The sequence below is a fragment of the Caballeronia sp. SBC1 genome (genome assembly GCF_011493005.1).
Lineage (GTDB): Bacteria > Pseudomonadota > Gammaproteobacteria > Burkholderiales > Burkholderiaceae > Caballeronia.
This window is the reverse complement of record NZ_CP049156.1, coordinates 2,510,855-2,531,978: the sequence shown is the minus strand read 5'-3', so window position 1 is coordinate 2,531,978 and position 21,124 is coordinate 2,510,855. Positions and strand designations below refer to the sequence as shown.

The following is a 21,124-nucleotide window of genomic DNA, read 5'->3' as shown; positions in this document are numbered from 1 at the left end:
AGTGTGAATGCAGGACAAAATGGGACGTATCTGAAGCGCGCTTCCGTGCCGTGGCGTCACACTGCATAGCAATAATTTGGATTGCTCCTGCTTTAATTCACTCGCGGCGTTGTTTTGATCTAACAACGCGGCAAGTGGCTTGAGCTTTTCGCTGCTTCGCGCAGTGATTTTGTCCGCTCAGTCACATCGACGAAGCGGGGGAGATGGGCCGGGGAGCGAAAACGCTGAGACGACACTAGCCGGGTACAACGCTAAGACGATGGGGCGGATCAATCGTCCAAGCCCCTTCCTTGCGGCACCGAATTCGACGCTTGGGACTGCTTCGTGAAATGAGTTTTATTTCGGCGGCGAGTTGGAGCATGCACGGTTTGCGCGTGCGACTCGGATGCCGGAGGCGCCCCACGCAATCGGTAGTCGGGCGTTGGCAGCGCGTCGTAAAAAAACCCGTTCCGACGGGTGCCGGAACGGGTTTTATCGGATCAGAAGTTGGGGTTGGGCCCGTCAGGATCTGAGCTGCGTCCTCGTGTTGGATCCTCGCTGCATCCTATTTCGCAAGTCCGAATACGCGACTAATCTCCCGATTGCTTGCGGTGATGCGAACCAGGTGAGGGTGGTAACTTGCGGCGCACGAGCCGTAAGCGCCTTCAACCTCTCAGCTCAGTGAAAATGCGGCTGGGCTGGCTCAGCGTCTTCCGGCATTTCCGCATGGACGATTTCCCCGAGCGGATCCGCGTACAGCGGCACGCCGCAATCGTCGCAATATTCCGGCTCGAAACGGCCGGTGTGCCGGCGTACATCGGTCACCCCCGAGCGCTTCAACAACGCGACGATTTCTTCTACTGGACCATCCGCGCCTTCCAGCTCGGCCGCTTCTTCCGCCGCACTAATTTCGCCGTTCTCCCGTCCGTAGAGCGGCCAGACGACGCCATAGATCACGTCGTTGCTGCCACGGCGGGTAAAGCCGATCCGATATTCGTCGACGCGTTGCTCGCCGAACCCCGCGATCACGGCGCGTAACTCATCAGGCGCCGTGCCGAGCGTGTCGAACAGGTAGCGAACGGCGGTGCGGACCGAGTGTGGCCGAACCTGTTCGTCGGCGTCGCGACATGCCGAGTAGTAGGCGTCGGGCAACAGGCATTCGAATTCGCAGCCGGGCAGGATGGCGGCAAAACTGGCGCCGCCTTGAGTTGCCCAGTGTTCAAGGCACTGGCCGCGTTCGATCCGGGTGCCGGCCGTTTCCTCTTGCCACCGAAACAGCGCGGCGCCGGCGGGCACGATGGCCATCGCGAGTAAAAAGCGCGGATCGGCGAGGATCGGTGAGGTTTCAGGCAGGTCACCGAGATTCAGGCGTGCTGGCGCGTTGCCGAGTACGGTTTGTATAAGTTGCTGCGCCACACGCGCAGTTTCCACATGATGGCGCGGCAACTGGTCGATGCTATAGAGGTACGGTGCAACCGACACCTTGGCGCCTTCCGCGAGCACATGCGCTTGCAGTTGAGCACGCAAGGCGTCAACCACGTCGGCCTTGAGCGGCCCGGACGGGATCGAGTAACGCGTCCATGCCAGCACGGGTGCCGCAATCAGCAGCGCTTCGTGTGGCACACCGTCGATCTCGATCACGAACGACTCGCTTTGTGTTTCCGCCATATCGGCGAGAGCGCCGTAAGCGTCCGGAAACTTGAGTTGAAGATGGTCGAGCGCGGCATCGAGCGCGGTCTGATTGCCGTTGCGCACAATTTTCCCGAGAAGCGTGTCGAGACGCGCTTCCCAGAACCGGTCTTCTATACGGCTGCCCGATGCGAAGAGCGAGAGCGAAAGACCGACGAGCTTGTCGGCATCCGGAGGAAGTCGTTTGGCGATTCGCGAGCGCATAGGAGGCAGTTATCAGGTGCAGAGAACCTTAGATTGTAGTCGCTATGCGTCCGGTTGGATCATTGCGCGCCGCCTCTCTGTGATGCGGGTTTACGTCCTTTGTTACTGTGAGGAATTGCATCGTTGAAATTCTTTTTGCGAAGCCCTTGCGCGAGTGCGAAACGGGCACTAGAATTCCGTTCCTTCGCTTCACGATGAGGCGAAGGGAAGTGAGAAAGTGCAGTAGGCGTGTCGCTTAAGAGGATGCCGCAGAGCCAAGCAGGACGGGCTTCGCAGGGAATCGGAAAGTCGGGGTTGAGTAAAAAACCTGTTGACGAAAAGCGAAACGCAGGACATAATCTCGTTTCTGTGCTGCTGATGCAGCAACGCGAAAGCGGCAGGGTTCTGAAGGTTGGGATCTTGTGGTTGGCGCGAATGTTCTTTAAAAACTAACAGCCGATAAGTGTGGGCGCTTGGTGCTTGGCTTTAAGCGTGGTGGTGTTTTCCGGGGTTTCTCGGGAGATGCTGCCGTGAAGCGAAAGTATCAAGTCTCACACTAGTATTAAGGTAGGTTTTGAGCGTCTTTCGGGCAACTGGAAGATGGGAGGAACTTGTCAGTACGTTGAGTGAGCGACCTATTCGCAAGAATAGAAAACAGTAACAGGCATTGAACTGAAGAGTTTGATCCTGGCTCAGATTGAACGCTGGCGGCATGCCTTACACATGCAAGTCGAACGGCAGCACGGGGGCAACCCTGGTGGCGAGTGGCGAACGGGTGAGTAATACATCGGAACGTGTCCTGTAGTGGGGGATAGCCCGGCGAAAGCCGGATTAATACCGCATACGATCTACGGAAGAAAGCGGGGGATCCTTCGGGACCTCGCGCTATAGGGGCGGCCGATGGCAGATTAGCTAGTTGGTGGGGTAAAGGCCTACCAAGGCGACGATCTGTAGCTGGTCTGAGAGGACGACCAGCCACACTGGGACTGAGACACGGCCCAGACTCCTACGGGAGGCAGCAGTGGGGAATTTTGGACAATGGGGGAAACCCTGATCCAGCAATGCCGCGTGTGTGAAGAAGGCCTTCGGGTTGTAAAGCACTTTTGTCCGGAAAGAAAACTTCTGCCCTAATACGGCGGGAGGATGACGGTACCGGAAGAATAAGCACCGGCTAACTACGTGCCAGCAGCCGCGGTAATACGTAGGGTGCGAGCGTTAATCGGAATTACTGGGCGTAAAGCGTGCGCAGGCGGTTCGTTAAGACAGATGTGAAATCCCCGGGCTTAACCTGGGAACTGCATTTGTGACTGGCGAGCTAGAGTATGGCAGAGGGGGGTAGAATTCCACGTGTAGCAGTGAAATGCGTAGAGATGTGGAGGAATACCGATGGCGAAGGCAGCCCCCTGGGCCAATACTGACGCTCATGCACGAAAGCGTGGGGAGCAAACAGGATTAGATACCCTGGTAGTCCACGCCCTAAACGATGTCAACTAGTTGTTGGGTCTTCATTGACTTAGTAACGTAGCTAACGCGTGAAGTTGACCGCCTGGGGAGTACGGTCGCAAGATTAAAACTCAAAGGAATTGACGGGGACCCGCACAAGCGGTGGATGATGTGGATTAATTCGATGCAACGCGAAAAACCTTACCTACCCTTGACATGGTCGGAACCCTGCTGAAAGGTGGGGGTGCTCGAAAGAGAACCGATACACAGGTGCTGCATGGCTGTCGTCAGCTCGTGTCGTGAGATGTTGGGTTAAGTCCCGCAACGAGCGCAACCCTTGTCCTTAGTTGCTACGCAAGAGCACTCTAAGGAGACTGCCGGTGACAAACCGGAGGAAGGTGGGGATGACGTCAAGTCCTCATGGCCCTTATGGGTAGGGCTTCACACGTCATACAATGGTCGGAACAGAGGGCTGCCAACCCGTGAGGGGGAGCTAATCCCAGAAAACCGATCGTAGTCCGGATCGTAGTCTGCAACTCGACTACGTGAAGCTGGAATCGCTAGTAATCGCGGATCAGCATGCCGCGGTGAATACGTTCCCGGGTCTTGTACACACCGCCCGTCACACCATGGGAGTGGGTTTTACCAGAAGTGGCTAGTCTAACCGCAAGGAGGACGGTCACCACGGTAGGATTCATGACTGGGGTGAAGTCGTAACAAGGTAGCCGTATCGGAAGGTGCGGCTGGATCACCTCCTTTCTCGAGCTCAAACGTTTTGAAGTGAAGTGCTAAAGCGCTCACGCTTATCGGCTGTAAGAAGACAGGCTAAGGGTCTGTAGCTCAGTTGGTTAGAGCACCGTCTTGATAAGGCGGGGGTCGTTGGTTCGAATCCAACCAGACCCACCATGATTCGCTTGAAGGTGGCTCACGAGAAGTGAATCACATTCAATAGAATTTACGGACCCTCAAGCATCAAGGTACGGGGGGATTAGCTCAGCTGGGAGAGCACCTGCTTTGCAAGCAGGGGGTCGTCGGTTCGATCCCGTCATCCTCCACCAATCATCAATGCCAAGCACTCTTAAATGAAGAGTGATTTGCATTGGCGATTGAGCCAGTCAGTAAAATCATTTAAGGCATAGCGCTTTAGGTGATGCTGTCGTTCTTTAACAATCTGGAAGAAGTAGTAAAGAGATTCACGAAAGCATACTTAGAGATGGGTGTGCGAGTAGGTGAATCAGGGTTGTGATTGTATCAATGTATGAAAAGGTGATCGAAAGATTGCTTTGGAATACGGCGCAACACGAATACTCAACCTATAGCGGGGTGAAAGAGGTTTCATCCGCATTGAACTTCGGTTCGGTGTAGAGAAAAACGCTCGGAGACACACTCGTTATAGGGTCAAGCGAACAAGTGCATGTGGTGGATGCCTTGGCGATCACAGGCGATGAAGGACGCGGTAGCCTGCGAAAAGCGACGGGGAGCTGGCAAACGAGCTTTGATCCGTCGATGTCCGAATGGGGAAACCCACTCCGAATGGAGTATCCATAGCTGAATCCATAGGCTATGAGAAGCGAACGCGGTGAACTGAAACATCTAAGTAACCGCAGGAAAAGAAATCAACCGAGATTCCCAAAGTAGTGGCGAGCGAAATGGGATCAGCCTGTACTCTTTAGCACGACCGTTAGCCGAACACTCTGGAAAGTGTGGCCATAGCAGGTGATAGCCCTGTAGGCGAAAGCGGATGTGTGGAACTAGGTGTACGACAAGTAGGGCGGGACACGTGAAATCCTGTCTGAAGATGGGGGGACCATCCTCCAAGGCTAAATACTCGTGATCGACCGATAGTGAACCAGTACCGTGAGGGAAAGGCGAAAAGAACCCCGGGAGGGGAGTGAAATAGATCCTGAAACCGCATGCATACAAACAGTCGGAGCCTTGAAAGGGGTGACGGCGTACCTTTTGTATAATGGGTCAGCGACTTACGTTCAGTAGCAAGGTTAACTGATTAAGGCAGCCGTAGCGAAAGCGAGTCCGAATAGGGCGTTCAGTTGCTGGGCGTAGACCCGAAACCAAGTGATCTATCCATGGCCAGGTTGAAGGTGCGGTAACACGTACTGGAGGACCGAACCCACTAATGTTGAAAAATTAGGGGATGAGCTGTGGATAGGGGTGAAAGGCTAAACAAACTTGGAAATAGCTGGTTCTCTCCGAAAACTATTTAGGTAGTGCCTCGTGTATCACCTTCGGGGGTAGAGCACTGTCATGGTTGTGGGGTCCATTGCGGATTACTACGCCATAGCAAACTCCGAATACCGAAGAGTGCAATCACGGGAGACAGACATCGGGTGCTAACGTCCGGTGTCAAGAGGGAAACAACCCAGACCGCCAGCTAAGGTCCCCAAATATTGCTAAGTGGGAAACGAAGTGGGAAGGCTAAAACAGTCAGGAGGTTGGCTTAGAAGCAGCCACCCTTTAAAGAAAGCGTAATAGCTCACTGATCGAGTCGTCCTGCGCGGAAGATGTAACGGGGCTAAGCAATATACCGAAGCTGCGGATGCGAGATTTATCTCGCATGGTAGGAGAGCGTTCCGTAAGCCTGTGAAGGTGCATTGAAAAGTGTGCTGGAGGTATCGGAAGTGCGAATGCTGACATGAGTAGCGATAAAGGGGGTGAAAAGCCCCCTCGCCGTAAGCCCAAGGTTTCCTACGCAACGTTCATCGGCGTAGGGTGAGTCGGCCCCTAAGGCGAGGCAGAAATGCGTAGCTGATGGGAAGCAGGTTAATATTCCTGCACCATTGTTAAATGCGATGGGGGGACGGATCGCGGAAGGTTGTCCGGGTGTTGGAAGTCCCGGTCCTTGTATTGGAGAAGGCGCTTAGGCAAATCCGGGCGCGGAATTCAAGGGTACGAGGCCATTCGCTTAGGCGAAGAAGCAATCGGAAGTGGTTCCAAGAAAAGCCTCTAAGCTTCAGTTTAACAAGACCGTACCGCAAACCGACACAGGTGGGCGAGATGAGTATTCTAAGGCGCTTGAGAGAACTCGGGAGAAGGAACTCGGCAAATTGGTACCGTAACTTCGGGATAAGGTACGCCCCTGTAGCTTGATGCGCCTGCGCGCAAAGGGTGAAGGGGTTGCAATAAACTGGTGGCTGCGACTGTTTAATAAAAACACAGCACTCTGCAAACACGAAAGTGGACGTATAGGGTGTGACGCCTGCCCGGTGCCGGAAGATTAAATGATGGGGTGCAAGCTCTTGATTGAAGTCCCGGTAAACGGCGGCCGTAACTATAACGGTCCTAAGGTAGCGAAATTCCTTGTCGGGTAAGTTCCGACCTGCACGAATGGCGTAACGATGGCCACACTGTCTCCTCCCGAGACTCAGCGAAGTTGAAGTGTTTGTGATGATGCAATCTCCCCGCGGCTAGACGGAAAGACCCCATGAACCTTTACTGTAGCTTTGCATTGGACTTTGAACCGATCTGTGTAGGATAGGTGGGAGGCTATGAAACCGGAACGCTAGTTTCGGTGGAGCCGTCCTTGAAATACCACCCTGGTTTGTTTGAGGTTCTAACCTTGGTCCGTGATCCGGATCGGGGACAGTGCATGGTAGGCAGTTTGACTGGGGCGGTCTCCTCCCAAAGTGTAACGGAGGAGTACGAAGGTACGCTAGGTACGGTCGGAAATCGTGCTGATAGTGCAATGGCATAAGCGTGCTTAACTGCGAGACCGACAAGTCGAGCAGGTGCGAAAGCAGGTCATAGTGATCCGGTGGTTCTGTATGGAAGGGCCATCGCTCAACGGATAAAAGGTACTCTGGGGATAACAGGCTGATACCGCCCAAGAGTTCATATCGACGGCGGTGTTTGGCACCTCGATGTCGGCTCATCTCATCCTGGGGCTGTAGCCGGTCCCAAGGGTATGGCTGTTCGCCATTTAAAGAGGTACGTGAGCTGGGTTTAAAACGTCGTGAGACAGTTTGGTCCCTATCTGCCGTGGGCGTTGGATATTTGAAGGGGGCTGCTCCTAGTACGAGAGGACCGGAGTGGACGAACCTCTGGTGTACCGGTTGTCACGCCAGTGGCATCGCCGGGTAGCTATGTTCGGAAGAGATAACCGCTGAAAGCATCTAAGCGGGAAACTCGCCTTGAGATGAGATATCCCTGGAGCTTCGAGCTCCTTGAAGGGTCGTTCTAGACCAGGACGTTGATAGGTCAGGTGTGGAAGTGCAGTAATGCATTAAGCTAACTGATACTAATTGCCCGTAAGGCTTGATCCTATAACCAGTGTGTGTCGGCAGCCGTTAGTGCTTCAGCACTTATGGATGCCCCATCCTGCGCAACGCGCAGGGTCTTAAGTACACGCCTAGGTTGAGATCAGTGTTGTGCCAACAAACACAACCCCAAGCTTCACCAGTAATAACGAGGCGTGCGGCGCGTAAAACCCCCCATGCACTCGACTACTTCTTCCTCAGATTGGTTGTGATGGCCTTAACCCCCACCACAACACCCCCTTATGCCTGATGACCATAGCGAGTTGGTACCACCCCTTCCCATCCCGAACAGGACCGTGAAACGACTCCACGCCAATGATAGTGCGGATACCCGTGTGAAAGTAGGTAATCGTCAGGCTCCTCATTCGCTGCAACACACCGCAGCTCGCAGAAACCCCACCCCCCAAAGGTGGGGTTTTTGCGTTTCGGGCCTGGTTTCGTGAAGTTCATCCGGCTCCAATCACTCGTTCGATATGACCATGGAGCCTTCAGTCCGCCATGCAAGCTTGCTCAACCGGGCGAGGAAATCGATAGTCTCAGGCGTATCTCAAAACTGACAGCCCTAGTTGTCTTTGACTATTCGCAAAGTGGGTTCAATGAATAGTGAAACATCGATGTGACGATGCGTTGAATTCGGACGTCGCTTCGTCGGCCATCTAAATTTCACGGCCTCTCACAGGCTTGTTGGACGTGGCCAGTTTTGCAGCACCGCGCGGATCGCGGTGTCGAAAGGTGTTCGTTGTCCGATCCTCAAAACCTCCAACGCATCCGATGCAAGATGGCAGTTGCGCGGGCGCGGCGTAGCTTCGATCGGCGTTCGTTGTGCTGTGATGCAGGCATCAATATTAAGCACTTTCGCGATCCGCTTCGCAATGTCGAACTTTGTCATTGGCTCATCGCCGGACCAGTGCTTCACGCCGGTAATTGATTCACCGATTTCATGACGTTCCAGCAACTGCCGGATCACAACCGCCACGTCAGGCGTGAAGGTGGGGTAGCGAGTTGCCCAAGCGTCCATCACCGCGGGAGCTACTCCGCGAGCAGATTCCGCGATTGCTGGCGTCAAGTTTGTCACCGCTGACTCGCCCCATTCGATCACCGGGCCATACAGGAGCGGCAAACGCAGCACGCAGGACCGCGCGCCGGATTGCAGCAGCGCCTGCTCTCCGTCAAGCTTGCTGCGACCGTAGGCGTTAAGGGGATTCGGCGTGTCGTCCGGCTGATAGGGCGGTCGTGTGCCATCGAAGACATAGTCGGTCGAGATGGAGAGGATCCACGAACCGATGCCCTGTGCAGCGCTCGCAATAAAGCCTAATGCGTCAACATTCAACGCTCGCGCGAGGACCGGGTCGTTCTCACAAACATCCGGACGCCGTTCGGCCGCGGCCACAACGATTGCGTCAGGAGTCTGGTCAGCGATGAACTGACGGACGGCGCGCCCATCGCGAATATCCAGCGTGACGGTGCTAGCGTCGCCATGACGAAACGCTGTTCGTACTACCTGCCAGCGGGTTATCGCGGCTAGTTCATTCGCAACGGCGCGTCCGAGCAACCCGGACGCGCCAATCAACGCAACCTTAAAGTGTGGCCCCCGAGTCATGCGGCCTTCGCCGATACGACCGTGTAACCCGCCTCATCGATCGCTTCCTTGAGTGTATCGATCGTTTCGCTCGATACCACCACAACACGCCCGTGCTCGAGATCCACTTGAACTTGTGCTGCGGCGTCGATTTCCTGGATGGAGCGAGTGACGGCGGCGACGCAATGCTGGCAGCTCATGCCTTCTACCTTAAATTCAGCCATATCAATTCCTTGCATGGGTTTTTGTAAGAGCGAACCATGCTATACCTTCCTATCGTTGGAAGGTGTAGAGTCTATGGAAAAATTTGGGAGTATGTTCGATGAATATCGGCGAAGCCGCCCGCGCGTCCGGCGTGACGGCCAAGATGATTCGGTATTACGAGAGCGTTGGCCTCTTGCCACCGGTTGACCGGACAACGTCAGGGTACAGGATGTACGGGACCCAGGAAGTTCATGCGCTGCGCTTTGTTCGGCAAGCACGTCGGCTCGGCTTTCTGGTCGACGATATTCGCAAACTCCTGGCCTTGTGGCACGACCGGCAGCGTGCCAGCTCAGAGGTCAAGGCGATCGCGCTGGAGCATGTTGCGGAACTGGACAGGCGGATCGCGGAACTCACAGATATACGCGATACCCTTGCTCATTTGGCGGTTCATTGCCACGGTGACGGACGGCCCGATTGCCCCATTCTGGAACGACTGGCTGAGTGACCGTATTGGTGCGTCACAGCAGCCCATTTGCCTAATTTGTGCACTATAAAAGTGCGAAATTAGTAGTCTAGTTCGGAAATTTCCGGGAAAAGTATAGAAATCAATCACTTGCTCCGAGGCGGTGCTTGCACCATTCCAAAAAAGAATGCACCCAATGCAGGCATTTCACTAACACCTCCAGCGTGGTTGCTCTATAATTCGGGTTAACCCTTTCGAGGGATATCCCTGACCCGAACCGCCGGGGATTCATTTGAAATCCTTGGAGAAAAAATCATGTTTGCATTCCTACTCGAAAAAGTCAGCATCTGGTTTGAAACCGCCGAACGTAATCGTCGCGAAGAATATCTGGCGCAATCGTCGGATATCGTCCAACTCGAAAAGCGTATCCGCTCGTTGGAAACCGAAGGCTACTCGCTGTAATTTCAGCCGAAAACACCCGGTCGAAAATCGAACAAGCCCCGCATGCGGGGCTTTGTCATTTTTTTTGGCTACTCTCGCCAATCAGGCCAAGTCGCTCAATTTTTCTGGGGATGCGTCGCGAGCCATCGCTTCATGAACGCAATCTCCTTGTCCTGCGAAGCGATGATCTCCTTGGCCAACGCCCGCAACTTTGCGTCCTTGCCGTACTTCAATTCGACCTTTGCCATCGCGACGGCGCCCTCGTGGTGTGGGATCATGTGCGCGACAAAATCACGATCGGCGTCGCCGGTGTACTCGACATCGGACATGCCGGACATCATCGAATGATCGGCGGCCTGAAACTCCTTCGTCGACGCAGAATCGCCCTGGCTACCGCTTGCGGCTGACATGTCCATGCCTGCCATCGATGCTGAGGATGCTGGCGTCTGTGCCAACGCGACGGGCATCGAGACAACGATTGAGACTGCAAACGCGGCTGCGCCAGCGAGGAAGGTTTTCGGGAATGTCATCGAATCTCCTTAAATGTTGACTTTCGGGAGAGCTAGCCTAAAGCTTGCCATCGCGGTAAGGTAAAGCGCTTTAATATGATATGAAATGAATCGGCCCGATATGAGCGTCGGTTGTCATTCGACAAGGGGGGCGCTGTGAGTCCAGAACTTCGACCTATCAAATGTGTGGCGACTGCAGCGCTATGTCTGGTCTCGGGTTTGGCGGCGTTGGGCGCGTTCGCCCAGGCGGGTGGTCAGCCGCTGATCCTGGATACGCAGACAGGGATTCACAGCGGCGCAGGCGGCAACGTTCTGCAGACGGGGCCGTTGAATGGGTCGGGCATGGTGCCCGCGCGGGCATTGCCCACGCTGCCCGAATTGCCGCAAAAAGATCAGCAGACGATCATCGTTTCGCCTTACATCGACCTTCAGCAGGGCGGGCATCGTGCTGGGCAGGGATATGGGGCGTCAACAAGCTCACAGTCGTCGTCGTTCAATCGCCAGCATCGGCCACGTTCAACATCATCACATCTCAGCGCATCTTACGGCGTGCCAACTGGCTCTCAAACCCAGGCTCCAGCCTCAACTCAGTCTGCGGTATCGCAAGTGCGGCAGTCTCCGGCGCAGCCTCCCATCATCACGCCGGTACCCGTAGCGACGCCGAGATCCGTCGCAACCCCGAGCCCTGCGCCGACCGTGCCAACCCGATCGTCGGACCCGCATACCGCAACCGGTGCGGTTACCACGTCGCTTGATTAACGGCGAACGGCGCAGACGTTTTCAGTTGCCACGATGTTCGAGTTTGAACGCCGCTTTGCCGTCTTGACCGAGTGCGTCGACGAGATAGGGCAGCGTCTCTTTCAACTCAGCCGCGAGCGTATACGGCGGATTCACGATAAACATGCCGCTCCCGAACAGGCCAAAGCCGTCGACGGGAGGTTTGCTCACGGTCAATGACGCATGCAACCAATTCTTGGGCTGCACGCGCTTCAATTGATCGGCGAAACGCTGGGATTCCAGCCGGGTCACTTGCGGATACCAGATTGCATAAGTACCGGTCGCAAAGCGCTTCAGGCTTTCCTCGAGGCAGTTCAGCGTGCGTGCGTAGTCGCGTTTGTCTTCGTACGACGGATCGATCAGGACAAGCGCGCGACGGGGCGGCGGTGGTAACAGCTTGATGATGCCGTCGAAACCATCGCCTTCGAAGAGCACTGCACGCCGGCCTGCGTCGCGGAAATTGTGGCGCAGGACGTCGATTTCGGTGGAATGCAGCTCGAACAACCGCATGCGATCCTGCTCGCGCATCACCCGCCATGCGAGATAGGGCGAGCCGGGATAAAACTGCAGCGTGCCGTCCGCATTCAGCGCCTTTACCTCTTTGACGTAATCCTTGAGCAAACCCGGCAAATCACGCTTGGTCCAGATCTTGGCAATGCCTGTTTCGAACTCACCCGTTTTGGTCGCAAATCCGTCGGTCAGCGAATACACGCCGGCGCCCGCGTGGGTGTCGATATACCAGAACGCCTTGTCCTTCTGGGCAAGGTGTTGCAGCAACTGCACGACGACCGCGTGTTTCAGCACGTCTGCGTGGTTGCCTGCGTGAAAGGCGTGTCGGTAACTGAGCATGGCAAATGAGTGAGCGAGACGAGAATGAGCGCGGCGTGAGCCAGACGGACGAAGAAAGTGCCTAAGCGCCGAAGTGCATAGGCGCTATGCGGCACCGCACGGCGCACGCAGCAGGGTCGTTATTGTAGCCGACGACCCTGCTTGTTCGGACCAACGCGTCAGGCAAACGCGTCGCCGACGATTTCCTCCATGCGCTGCTTGATCTCCGGCGTGATCTTTTGCACGACGTCGATGGCCTTCATATTCTCGTGAATCTGCTCGACCCGCGACGCGCCGGTAATCACTGTGCTGACATTCGGATTCAGCAAAATCCAGGCGAGTGAAAGCTGTGCCAGCGAGCAGTCAAGCTGGTCAGATACTTCTGCAAGCCGCCCGACAATGTTATTCGCGCCCTTGTCCGTCAGCTTTTTGGCCAACCACTCGTAACCTTGAAGCTGCGCGCGGCTATCAGACGGAACGCCACCGCGATACTTCCCGGTGAGCAGCCCCGAAGCGAGCGGACTCCAGGTTGTCAGGCCCAGTCCAATGTCTTCATAGAGGCGCTTGTATTCGTTCTCGACCCGCTTGCGATGCAGCAGGTTGTACTCCGGCTGCTCCATCACCGGTTTATGCAGATGATGCCGCTCGGCAATATCGTAGGCCGTGCGAATCTCGTCCGCGCTCCATTCCGACGTGCCCCAGTACAGCGCTTTGCCCCGTGCGATGATGTCGCTCATTGCCCATACGGTCTCCTCGATCGGCGTATGCGGATCGGGCCGATGGCAAAACACGAGATCGACATAATCGAGTTGCAGACGCGTAAGCGATCCGTCAATGGCGTTATGCAGGTATTTGCGGCTGAGCGTTTGCTGCTGATTCGGTCCTTCGTTGATACCGAAGAAGAACTTGGTCGACACTACGTAGCTTACCCGCGGCCACGCGAGTTCTTTCAGCGCGCGGCCCATGATTTCTTCGGACTTGCCTTTGGAGTAGACCTCGGCGTTATCGAAGAAATTTACACCGTGATCGCGGGCGGCAGCGAGCGACTCGCGCGCAGCGCGATGGTCGACCTGCGTACCGTACGTTACCCACGAGCCGATCGACAATTCGCTGACCTGCAGGCCGGAACGTCCTAGCCGACGATAGTTCATGTTCGTGATCTCCAGTTGTGAGTTTGAGTTGCATCAAGTGGGTTTGAAAGCTTAATCCGATTTCAGGATTCGCGCGGCGACGCCCGGCTTGCCAACCTCTACGTTCATTGTGTTTCTGACGGAACGATAGCCCCGCCGGGTGGCGTCGGATAGCTGACCGAACGGCCTATGACGTTTATCGAGGTTGATCGGCGCGGCGTTGCGTGGTTTCATTGTTCGAACCTGAAAGGAGGAGGGGCGGCAAATGACATCACTGAATACGAGTCTGGCGGGCAACGTGGCGGTGGTCACGGGCGCGGCGAGCGGGATCGGCAAGCAAATTGCCCTGACTCTGGCCGAGGCGGGCGCGGTGGTCGCCATCGCGGATCTGAACCAGGACGCCGCCGACGCCGTGGCCGAGCAGATCAAGTCGCAAGGCGGCCGGGCGTTAGGCGTCGTGATGGACGTTACCGACGAACAGGCGGTGAATACAGGTATCGATCGGGTGGCGGCGGAATTCGGCTCCATCGATATCCTGGTGTCGAATGCTGGCGTGCAGATCGTCAATCCGATCGAAAACTACGCGTATTCCGACTGGAAGAAAATGCAGGCCATTCACGTCGACGGGGCGTTTTTGACCACAAAAGCCGCGCTCCAGCACATGTACAAGGACGATCGCGGCGGCGTCGTAATCTACATGGGATCGGTGCATTCGCACGAGGCGTCGGCGCTCAAGTCCGCCTATGTCACGGCCAAGCACGCGTTGCTCGGTCTGGCTCGCGTACTGGCGAAGGAGGGCGCGAAGCATCACGTGCGTTCGCATGTGGTGTGCCCGGGTTTCGTGCGTACGCCGCTGGTCGACAAGCAGATTCCTGAGCAGGCGAAGGAGCTTGGTATCAGCGAAGAGGACGTGGTCAAGAATGTGATGCTGGGCGGCACGGTCGACGGCGTCTTCACAACGGTGGAAGACGTGGCCCAAACGGTTCTGTTCCTGGCCGCTTTCCCCACGGCCGCGCTCACCGGTCAATCGGTTGTGGTGAGCCATGGCTGGTTCATGCAGTAAGGCCTCAAACAGGAGTTTCGATGGTAGAGCGAACGGGCAGTGCGCGAGGACACAATGACATGACGGGAACGAAACGGGCGAAGGTGACGAAGGAGCCTCGCAAGGTGACGTCCCCTGACCTTGGCGAGCCGCCTGAGGCAGTTGCCTCGGGCGGTCCTGAAGCGGGCAAGCGCATCAAGCTGCCGCCCTATGAAACCATCGCGTTGATGTTGCAGGGCGGTGGGGCGCTCGGTGCTTATCAAGCGGGCGTGTATCAGGGGTTGAACGAGGCCGGCATTCACCCGAACTGGATTGCAGGGATCTCCATCGGCGCATTTAACACGGCGATCATCGCCGGGAACGCACCCGAGGATCGCGTGCCGCGTCTGCTTGAATTTTGGGAGACGATCTGCCAGCCTGCCTTCCTGCCACCGTTGCCTGCTTTTGTCGAACACGCGTTCTTCAATTCCACCGATGAGATCCGCAAGGCTTTCACCGCGATGCAGGCCGTGAGCGCGTTGGTCGAAGGGCAGAAGGGATTTTTCATACCGCGTTTCCCGCCGCCCTCGCCGCTGGCTGCGGGTGAGCCGGGCTCGGCGAGTTTCTATGACACAGTCCCGCTGAAGGGGACGCTCGAACGGTTCTGCGATTTCGATCGGATCAACTCGCGTGAGACCCGGGTGTCGGTGGGCGCGGTGAACGTTGCTACCGGCAATTTCGCGTATTTCGACAACACCCGCATGAAGTTGCGCGTGGAGCATTTCATGGCGTCGGGGGCGTTGCCGCCGGGTTTCGCGGCTATCGAAATTGATGGCGAGTATTTCTGGGACGGTGGCCTGATGTCCAATACGCCGCTGTACGAGGTCGTGCAGGCTATGCCGCGTCGTGACACGCTTGGGTTCCAGATTGATTTGTGGAGCGCGCGTGGGCCAGTTCCGGACAGCATTGTCGACGTGATGGGGCGCGTGAAGGACATTCAGTACTCCAGCCGGACGCGGTTCGTTACTGACGCCTTGCAGCGTTCACAGCGGTTTCGGAATGTATTGAGGGAAGTGCTGGATAAAGTACCGGTGGACATCCGCAGCAGCGATCCGTGGTGCAAGACGGCGGAAGAACTTGCGTGCTCGAAGCGTTATAACGTGATCCACCTCATCTACCGGGAGAAGGAGTACGACGGGAACTATAAGGACTTTCAGTTTGGGCTGTCGACCATGCGTGAGCATTGGGAGAGCGGCTTGTCCGATATCCGCGGCACACTCTCGCATCGGGATTGGCTCGACATGCCGAACAACGATTCGGGTTTCATCACGCACGACATTCATCGCGGCGGGCGTTGATCGGGCGTCAAGCTCATCGATAGGGAGCAAGCGGGGAACCGCGGGCGGTCCCTTGTCGCAACACGTCGGGGACCTCAAAAAAAACGGCGCTCACACAGAGCGCCGTTTTTCGAACTACATGAGCAAACTACTTCAGCACGGTTGCGATGGCGTTGGCCACCACTTCAAGATTGCGCGTATTCAGCGCGGCGACGCAGATGCGGCCCGTGCCGACGGCGTAAATCCCGAATTCCTCGCGCAAACGATCGACTTGCGGAGAGGTCAGGCCCGAGTACGAAAACATGCCGCGTTGCTGGTTCACGAAGCTGAAGTCGCGCGCAACGCCGGCTGCCTTGATGTGCTCGACCAGACCATTGCGCATTGCGCGAATACGGTCGCGCATCTCGCCGAGTTCTTGTTCCCACGTGGCGCGCAATTCGGGCGAAGCAAGGACTGCGGCGACAACTGAACCGCCGTGCGTTGGCGGGTTTGAATAGTTCGTGCGGATCACGCGCTTGAGTTGCGACAACACGCGCGTGGCTTCTTCCTTGGCGCTCGTGATGATCGACAGCGCGCCCACGCGCTCGCCGTACAACGAGAACGATTTGGAGAACGACGACGACACGAATACGTTGAGATCGGCCTTGGCGAAAAGGCGCACCGCAGCGGCGTCAGCGTCGATGTTCTCGCCGAAGCCCTGATAAGCGATGTCGAGGAACGGTACCAGCGAGCGTGCCTTGACCGTTTCCACGACCTGTTGCCATTGCGCCGGGGTCAGGTCGACGCCGGTCGGGTTGTGGCAGCACGCGTGCAGTACCACGACGGTGCCGGCCGGATAGTTGTTGAATGCTTCGAGCATGGCGTCGAATTTCACGCCGTGCGTGGCTGCATCGTAGTACGGGTAGTTCACGACTTCAAAACCCGCGTATTCGAACAACGCGCGGTGGTTTTCCCAGCTCGGGTCGCTGATGGCGACTTTGCCCATGGGATTCAGTCGTTTCAGGAAGTCGGCGCCAATCTTGAGCGCGCCCGTTCCACCCAGCGCCTGAGCCGTGATCACGCGGCCGTCGGCGATCAGCGGGGAATCGTTGCCGAGCAGCAGCTTTTGCACAGCTGCATCATAAGCGGCAATGCCCTCAATAGGCAGATAGCCACGGGGCGCAGCGAGTTCCGCGCGCGCTTTTTCTGCTTCGCGAACGGCGCGCAGGAGCGGAATCTTGCCTTCTTCGTTGAAATACACGCCCACGCCGAGATTGACCTTGGTCGTGCGCGGATCGGCGTTGAAGGCTTCGTTCAGGCCCAGAATCGGGTCACGGGGGGCAAGCTCGACGGCTGAGAAAAGGGACATGATTTATCGGCGGTAGTGGATAAGGCGGCACGGGCGGCACGGATGGGAAATCGGCTGCTCAACGGCTAAAAAGCGGTGCAAACCAGAGCTTGAGGAGCCAACGTAACTCCGTCCCATCGATGAAAACCCCAGTTCGGCATTGTAACGAATCGGGCGCCGCTTTTCGGCCTCGCGAAACGGAAGAAACGCGTGATTTAGCCATTTTTTCCCGCCGATTTCGCGGTTTTTTTCAAAAATGAACACTACGGGCCGTAGCGTGCCGTAACATCGCCGCAAAGCTTTCACTATCCAAAACAATCACTTGCGATTTCGTGCGGACGCCCCATCTTGAAAGCAGTAGGCATCGTGCGAAAGCTCGGCGCGAATCGCCTGAACCTGTTCCAACAATCCTGATCCGCCGTCCAAACCCGCTCCAGCGCGAACCGCTAGAATGGGTGTTTGCTCTCGGCCAAGGCACCTCACCCTCATGTCCGATACCCCGCTACTCGAAACCGCCGAAACCCTCGACGAATCCAAATTTGTCAGGTTCGAAGGCTCTCCGTTCCAGCTTTACCAACCGTATTCGCCCGCGGGCGACCAGCCGACGGCGATTGCAACGCTTGTGGAAGGGATTGAGGACGGCCTGTCGTTCCAGACACTGCTCGGCGTAACGGGCTCCGGCAAGACGTTCACCATGGCGAACGTGATTGCGCGCATGGGCCGGCCGGCCATTGTGTTCGCCCCGAACAAGACGCTCGCCGCGCAGCTTTACGCGGAGTTTCGCGAGTTTTTTCCGCGCAACGCCGTGGAGTACTTTGTTTCTTACTACGATTATTACCAGCCGGAAGCCTACGTTCCGCAGCGCGACCTGTTTATTGAGAAGGATTCGTCGATCAACGAGCACATCGAGCAAATGCGGCTTTCGGCGACAAAAAGCCTGCTTGAGCGTCGCGACGTGGTGATCGTGGCAACGGTTTCGGCAATCTACGGTATTGGCAACCCGTCGGAATATCACAAGATGATTCTGACGCTGCGGACCGGCGACAAAATGGGCCAGCGCGACATCATCGCGCGTCTGATCGCGATGCAGTACAACCGCAACGAAGCTGATTTTTCACGCGGGACGTTTCGCGTGCGGGGCGACACCATCGACATCTTCCCGGCAGAGCACGCCGAAATGGCGGTGCGCGTAGAGCTGTTTGACGACGAAATAGAGTCGATGCAACTCTTCGATCCGCTCACCGGCCGAGTGCGCAACAAGATTCCGCGTTTCACCGTGTACCCATCCTCCCACTACGTGACGCCGCGCGACACGGTCATGCGCGCCATCGAGACGATCAAGCTGGAGTTGCGCGAACGGCTCGAGTTCTTCCATAAGGACGGCAAGCTGGTAGAGGCGCAACGGCTCGAACAGCGCACGCGTTTCGATCTGGAAATGCTGCAGGAATTGGGCTTTTGCAAAGGCATCGAGAATTATTCGCGGCACTTTTCCGGCGCGGCGCCGGGCGAGCCGCCGCCAACACTCGTCGACTATTTGCCGCCCGACGCGCTAATGTTGCTCGACGAGTCGCATGTGCTGATCGGCCAGTTGAACGGCATGTATAACGGCGACCGGGCGCGCAAGGAGAATCTCGTCGATTACGGTTTCCGCATGCCTTCTGCGCTGGATAACCGGCCGCTCAAGTTCAACGAATTCGAACGCAAGATGCGCCAGGCGATCTTCGTTTCGGCCACGCCAGCCGACTACGAAAACCGCACGGCGGGGCAGGTGGCCGAACAGCTCGTGCGGCCGACTGGACTGGTCGATCCCGAAATTGAAGTGCGTCCGGCGCGTTCGCAAGTAGATGACGTGCTTGGCGAGATCAATGCGCGCGTCAAAGTACACGAGCGCGTGCTGGTCACAGTGCTGACCAAGCGCATGGCCGAACAGCTAACGGAGTTTCTCGCGGATCACGGCGTGAAGGTGCGCTACCTGCATAGCGATATCGACACGGTTGAGCGCGTTGAAATCATCCGCGATCTGCGTCTGGGCACATTCGACGTGCTGGTCGGGATCAATTTGCTGCGAGAAGGGCTGGATATTCCCGAAGTATCGCTGGTCGCGATCCTCGACGCCGACAAGGAAGGTTTCCTGCGCGCCGAGCGTTCGCTGATCCAGACGGTAGGTCGGGCCGCCCGTAACGTGAACGGCAAGGCGATTCTTTACGGCGACAAAATAACGGATTCGATGAAGCGTGCGATTGGTGAGACCGAACGGCGCCGCACGAAGCAGATTGCGCACAATCTCGCGATGGGTATCACGCCGCGCGGCGTGACCAAGCGGATCAAGGACATTATCGACGGTGTCTATAACGCCGACGATGCCCGCGCCGAACTGAAGGAAGCGCAGACCCGCGCGAAGTTCGAGGACATGTCTGAAAAGCAGCTATCGAAGGAAATCAAGCGGCTCGAAAAGCAGATGATGGATCACGCCAAAAATCTCGAATTCGAAAAAGCCGCGCAGACCCGCGACCAACTGTCGCTTCTGAGGCAGCGCGTGTTTGGCGCCAATGTGGGCGACCACATTACGGGCATCAGCTAAACGTAAGCGTTCAAGGGTAGGAAACGCGGCAACCCAGGCGGGTTCGCCGCGTTTTTTTCGCCTGAAATTTCCTCTCCACCACACCTCCGTCATCTCAAAAACCCAACAGGCACAAGGCTTGTTGATTTCCATCAAATTGTTCGGCCCTCCGATCGGTGCTAAACTCCTTACCCATTGAGAATGGTTCGTATTAACTGTTGCTAGTTACATTTTGATTGCGATTTCCTATCACCGACGCCGGATGCGTCGGTGAACTGACCGGATCGGATCGAGCGCATGGGTGGCGTCGGTTCGATCAATAACAACAAGGAGTGAAGGATGCAGGTTTCAACCTTTGTACGCGGCTCGGTTGCCGCAGTCGCGCTTGCGGCAATGGCGTCGGCATCGGCTGCCGAATATCCGATCGGCAAGCAGCACATCGAGAACGGCATGGAAGTTGGCGCCGTGTATCTGCAGCCGATCACCATGGAACCGGAAGGCATGATGCGCAAGGCCTCGGATTCCGACGTGCATCTCGAAGCCGACATCCACGCTGTGAAGAACAACCCGAACGGTTTTGCAGAAGGCGACTGGATGCCTTACCTGCAAGTGACGTACGAGCTGACCAAGGTTGGCACAGCGCAAACGGTCAAGGGCGACATGATGGGCATGGTCGCCAGCGACGGCCCGCATTATGGCGACAACGTGAAGTTGTTCGGCCCGGGCAAATACCACCTGAAACTCAACATTGCGCCGCCGATGCAAACCGGCCATATGGCGTTCGGCCGCCACGTCGACAAGGAAACCGGCGTGGGTCCGTGGTTCAAGCCCTACACGATTGAATACGACTTCCCGTTCGCCGGCATTGGCAAGAAGGGCGGGTACTGAGCATTCGAGTCAGGCGTGCGGCTAGACGTGACATTAAGTGACATCAAGTGACATGAAGTGAAGCGTCCCGCCGGGCGCCGCAGCCAGGAAGCATGCATGCAACGCAAATACAAGTTGGTCGCCGCCTCGCTCGCCTTGGCGGCTGGATGGTTCGCCAGTGCCGGCGCAGCGCAAGCCGCCGACCTGCCGACCTTCAGGCTGGAAATGAACGACGGCAAGCTGAATCCCACGCGTATTGAAGTGCCGGCGGGGCAGCGCATCAAGATAGAAGTGCACAACATTGGCAAGGGTGCGGCTGAATTTGAAAGCATCCAGTTGCGCAAGGAAAAAGTGCTGGCGCCAGGCGCCAATTCCTTCGTCGTGATCGCGCCGCTGGACAAGGGTGAATACAAGTTCTTCGACGACTTTCATCAGTCGGCGCAAGGCGTCATCGTCGCGAAATAAGGTCACGCCGGGCCGGTTCACGCGTTGTTCGTCCAGCGTCACGCGCAAACC

Annotated in this window: 15 protein-coding genes, 2 tRNA genes and 3 rRNA genes; 13 read left to right on the top strand and 7 right to left on the bottom strand. The window is 56.7% G+C overall.

Going from position 1 to position 21,124, the window contains the following annotated elements; all coding sequences use genetic code 11:
* Positions 1 to 657 precede the first annotated feature (657 nt).
* On the bottom strand, positions 658 to 1,872 hold the full coding sequence (locus tag SBC1_RS11095; protein WP_165092026.1) for a DUF2863 family protein: 1,215 nt from the start codon (positions 1,870 to 1,872) through the stop codon (positions 658 to 660).
* 648 nt (positions 1,873 to 2,520) lie between these two features.
* On the opposite strand from SBC1_RS11095, the gene SBC1_RS11090 reads away from it, so the two are divergent.
* The 5 genes from SBC1_RS11090 to rrf all read left to right on the top strand — a co-directional run bounded on the left by SBC1_RS11090 (position 2,521) and on the right by rrf (position 7,923).
* Positions 2,521 to 4,053: ribosomal RNA gene (locus tag SBC1_RS11090) — 16S ribosomal RNA — on the top strand.
* Between the two features lie 70 nt (positions 4,054 to 4,123).
* Positions 4,124 to 4,200, top strand: a tRNA-Ile gene (locus SBC1_RS11085).
* 76 nt (positions 4,201 to 4,276) lie between these two features.
* Positions 4,277 to 4,352 (top strand) — tRNA-Ala (locus SBC1_RS11080).
* 338 nt (positions 4,353 to 4,690) lie between these two features.
* A 23S ribosomal RNA gene (locus tag SBC1_RS11075) occupies positions 4,691 to 7,571 on the top strand.
* A gap of 239 nt (positions 7,572 to 7,810) precedes the next feature.
* Positions 7,811 to 7,923, top strand: a 5S ribosomal RNA gene (gene rrf / locus SBC1_RS11070).
* Together the 16S, 23S and 5S rRNA genes with 2 tRNA genes alongside form the textbook arrangement of a ribosomal RNA operon.
* Positions 7,924 to 8,238: 315 nt before the next feature.
* On the opposite strand, the gene SBC1_RS11065 is transcribed toward rrf, so the two are convergent.
* Positions 8,239 to 9,165: an SDR family oxidoreductase gene (locus tag SBC1_RS11065; protein ID WP_165987618.1), complete on the bottom strand. Its 927-nt coding sequence runs from the start codon at positions 9,163 to 9,165 to the stop codon at positions 8,239 to 8,241.
* Entirely contained in the window at positions 9,162 to 9,368 is a 207-nt protein-coding gene (locus SBC1_RS11060) for a heavy-metal-associated domain-containing protein (RefSeq protein ID WP_165092023.1), read from the bottom strand. The genes SBC1_RS11065 and SBC1_RS11060 overlap by 4 nt, the downstream gene beginning before the upstream one ends.
* 98 nt (positions 9,369 to 9,466) lie before the next feature.
* Here SBC1_RS11060 and cueR point away from each other — a divergent pair, with 98 nt between their 5' ends.
* Together cueR and SBC1_RS11050 are read left to right on the top strand one after the other, a co-directional pair.
* A complete protein-coding gene (gene cueR / locus SBC1_RS11055) occupies positions 9,467 to 9,853 on the top strand; it encodes a Cu(I)-responsive transcriptional regulator (RefSeq protein WP_165987616.1) in 387 nt (128 codons plus the stop codon).
* A gap of 273 nt (positions 9,854 to 10,126) precedes the next feature.
* Entirely contained in the window at positions 10,127 to 10,273 is a 147-nt protein-coding gene (locus SBC1_RS11050; RefSeq protein ID WP_087882081.1) for a DUF3563 family protein, read from the top strand.
* Between the two features lie 95 nt (positions 10,274 to 10,368).
* Here SBC1_RS11050 and SBC1_RS11045 read toward each other — a convergent pair whose 3' ends face one another.
* A complete protein-coding gene (locus SBC1_RS11045; protein ID WP_165092021.1) occupies positions 10,369 to 10,782 on the bottom strand; it encodes a DUF305 domain-containing protein in 414 nt (137 codons plus the stop codon).
* Positions 10,783 to 10,917: 135 nt separating this feature from the next.
* On the opposite strand from SBC1_RS11045, the gene SBC1_RS11040 reads away from it, so the two are divergent.
* On the top strand, positions 10,918 to 11,520 hold the full coding sequence (locus SBC1_RS11040; RefSeq protein WP_165092020.1) for a hypothetical protein: 603 nt from the start codon (positions 10,918 to 10,920) through the stop codon (positions 11,518 to 11,520).
* Between the two features lie 21 nt (positions 11,521 to 11,541).
* Here SBC1_RS11040 and SBC1_RS11035 read toward each other — a convergent pair whose 3' ends face one another.
* On the bottom strand, positions 11,542 to 12,387 hold the full coding sequence (locus tag SBC1_RS11035) for a 23S rRNA (adenine(2030)-N(6))-methyltransferase RlmJ (protein WP_165092019.1): 846 nt from the start codon (positions 12,385 to 12,387) through the stop codon (positions 11,542 to 11,544).
* A gap of 158 nt (positions 12,388 to 12,545) precedes the next feature.
* Positions 12,546 to 13,517 (bottom strand): aldo/keto reductase, encoded by a 972-nt coding sequence (locus SBC1_RS11030; RefSeq protein ID WP_165092018.1) that lies wholly within the window; start codon positions 13,515 to 13,517, stop codon positions 12,546 to 12,548.
* 244 nt (positions 13,518 to 13,761) lie between these two features.
* Here SBC1_RS11030 and SBC1_RS11025 point away from each other — a divergent pair, with 244 nt between their 5' ends.
* Positions 13,762 to 14,559, top strand: coding sequence for a 3-hydroxybutyrate dehydrogenase (locus tag SBC1_RS11025; protein ID WP_165092017.1), 798 nt, complete (start codon positions 13,762 to 13,764; stop codon positions 14,557 to 14,559).
* A 59-nt stretch (positions 14,560 to 14,618) separates the two neighbouring features.
* Entirely contained in the window at positions 14,619 to 15,875 is a 1,257-nt protein-coding gene (locus SBC1_RS11020) for a patatin-like phospholipase family protein (RefSeq protein WP_165092016.1), read from the top strand.
* A 127-nt stretch (positions 15,876 to 16,002) separates the two neighbouring features.
* On the opposite strand, the gene SBC1_RS11015 is transcribed toward SBC1_RS11020, so the two are convergent.
* Positions 16,003 to 17,202, bottom strand: a complete 1,200-nt coding sequence (locus SBC1_RS11015) for an amino acid aminotransferase (RefSeq protein WP_165092015.1) — start codon at positions 17,200 to 17,202, stop codon at positions 16,003 to 16,005.
* A 466-nt stretch (positions 17,203 to 17,668) separates the two neighbouring features.
* Here SBC1_RS11015 and uvrB point away from each other — a divergent pair, with 466 nt between their 5' ends.
* The 3 genes from uvrB to SBC1_RS11000 all read left to right on the top strand — a co-directional run bounded on the left by uvrB (position 17,669) and on the right by SBC1_RS11000 (position 21,073).
* Positions 17,669 to 19,762 (top strand): excinuclease ABC subunit UvrB, encoded by a 2,094-nt coding sequence (gene uvrB / locus SBC1_RS11010; protein WP_165092014.1) that lies wholly within the window; start codon positions 17,669 to 17,671, stop codon positions 19,760 to 19,762.
* A gap of 318 nt (positions 19,763 to 20,080) precedes the next feature.
* Positions 20,081 to 20,629 carry an iron transporter gene (locus SBC1_RS11005; RefSeq protein WP_165092013.1) on the top strand — a complete coding sequence of 183 codons (549 nt, stop codon included), beginning with the start codon at positions 20,081 to 20,083 and terminating at the stop codon, positions 20,627 to 20,629.
* A gap of 96 nt (positions 20,630 to 20,725) precedes the next feature.
* Complete coding sequence (locus SBC1_RS11000) at positions 20,726 to 21,073, top strand: cupredoxin domain-containing protein (protein ID WP_165092012.1); 348 nt, start codon at positions 20,726 to 20,728, stop codon at positions 21,071 to 21,073.
* Positions 21,074 to 21,124 lie beyond the last annotated feature (51 nt).

Coding starts and splice junctions, on each gene's coding strand:
- SBC1_RS11060 (WP_165092023.1), bottom strand. CDS start 9,368: ATGGCTGAATTTAAGGTAGAAGGCATGAGCTGCCAGCATTGCGTCGCC.
- SBC1_RS11065 (WP_165987618.1), bottom strand. CDS start 9,165: ATGACTCGGGGGCCACACTTTAAGGTTGCGTTGATTGGCGCGTCCGGG.
- SBC1_RS11045 (WP_165092021.1), bottom strand. CDS start 10,782: ATGACATTCCCGAAAACCTTCCTCGCTGGCGCAGCCGCGTTTGCAGTC.
- SBC1_RS11020 (WP_165092016.1), top strand. CDS start 14,619: ATGACGGGAACGAAACGGGCGAAGGTGACGAAGGAGCCTCGCAAGGTG.
- SBC1_RS11095 (WP_165092026.1), bottom strand. CDS start 1,872: ATGCGCTCGCGAATCGCCAAACGACTTCCTCCGGATGCCGACAAGCTC.
- SBC1_RS11015 (WP_165092015.1), bottom strand. CDS start 17,202: ATGTCCCTTTTCTCAGCCGTCGAGCTTGCCCCCCGTGACCCGATTCTG.
- SBC1_RS11050 (WP_087882081.1), top strand. CDS start 10,127: ATGTTTGCATTCCTACTCGAAAAAGTCAGCATCTGGTTTGAAACCGCC.
- SBC1_RS11035 (WP_165092019.1), bottom strand. CDS start 12,387: ATGCTCAGTTACCGACACGCCTTTCACGCAGGCAACCACGCAGACGTG.
- cueR (WP_165987616.1), top strand. CDS start 9,467: ATGAATATCGGCGAAGCCGCCCGCGCGTCCGGCGTGACGGCCAAGATG.
- SBC1_RS11005 (WP_165092013.1), top strand. CDS start 20,081: ATGCAGGTTTCAACCTTTGTACGCGGCTCGGTTGCCGCAGTCGCGCTT.
- SBC1_RS11000 (WP_165092012.1), top strand. CDS start 20,726: ATGCAACGCAAATACAAGTTGGTCGCCGCCTCGCTCGCCTTGGCGGCT.
- SBC1_RS11025 (WP_165092017.1), top strand. CDS start 13,762: ATGACATCACTGAATACGAGTCTGGCGGGCAACGTGGCGGTGGTCACG.
- uvrB (WP_165092014.1), top strand. CDS start 17,669: ATGTCCGATACCCCGCTACTCGAAACCGCCGAAACCCTCGACGAATCC.
- SBC1_RS11030 (WP_165092018.1), bottom strand. CDS start 13,517: ATGAACTATCGTCGGCTAGGACGTTCCGGCCTGCAGGTCAGCGAATTG.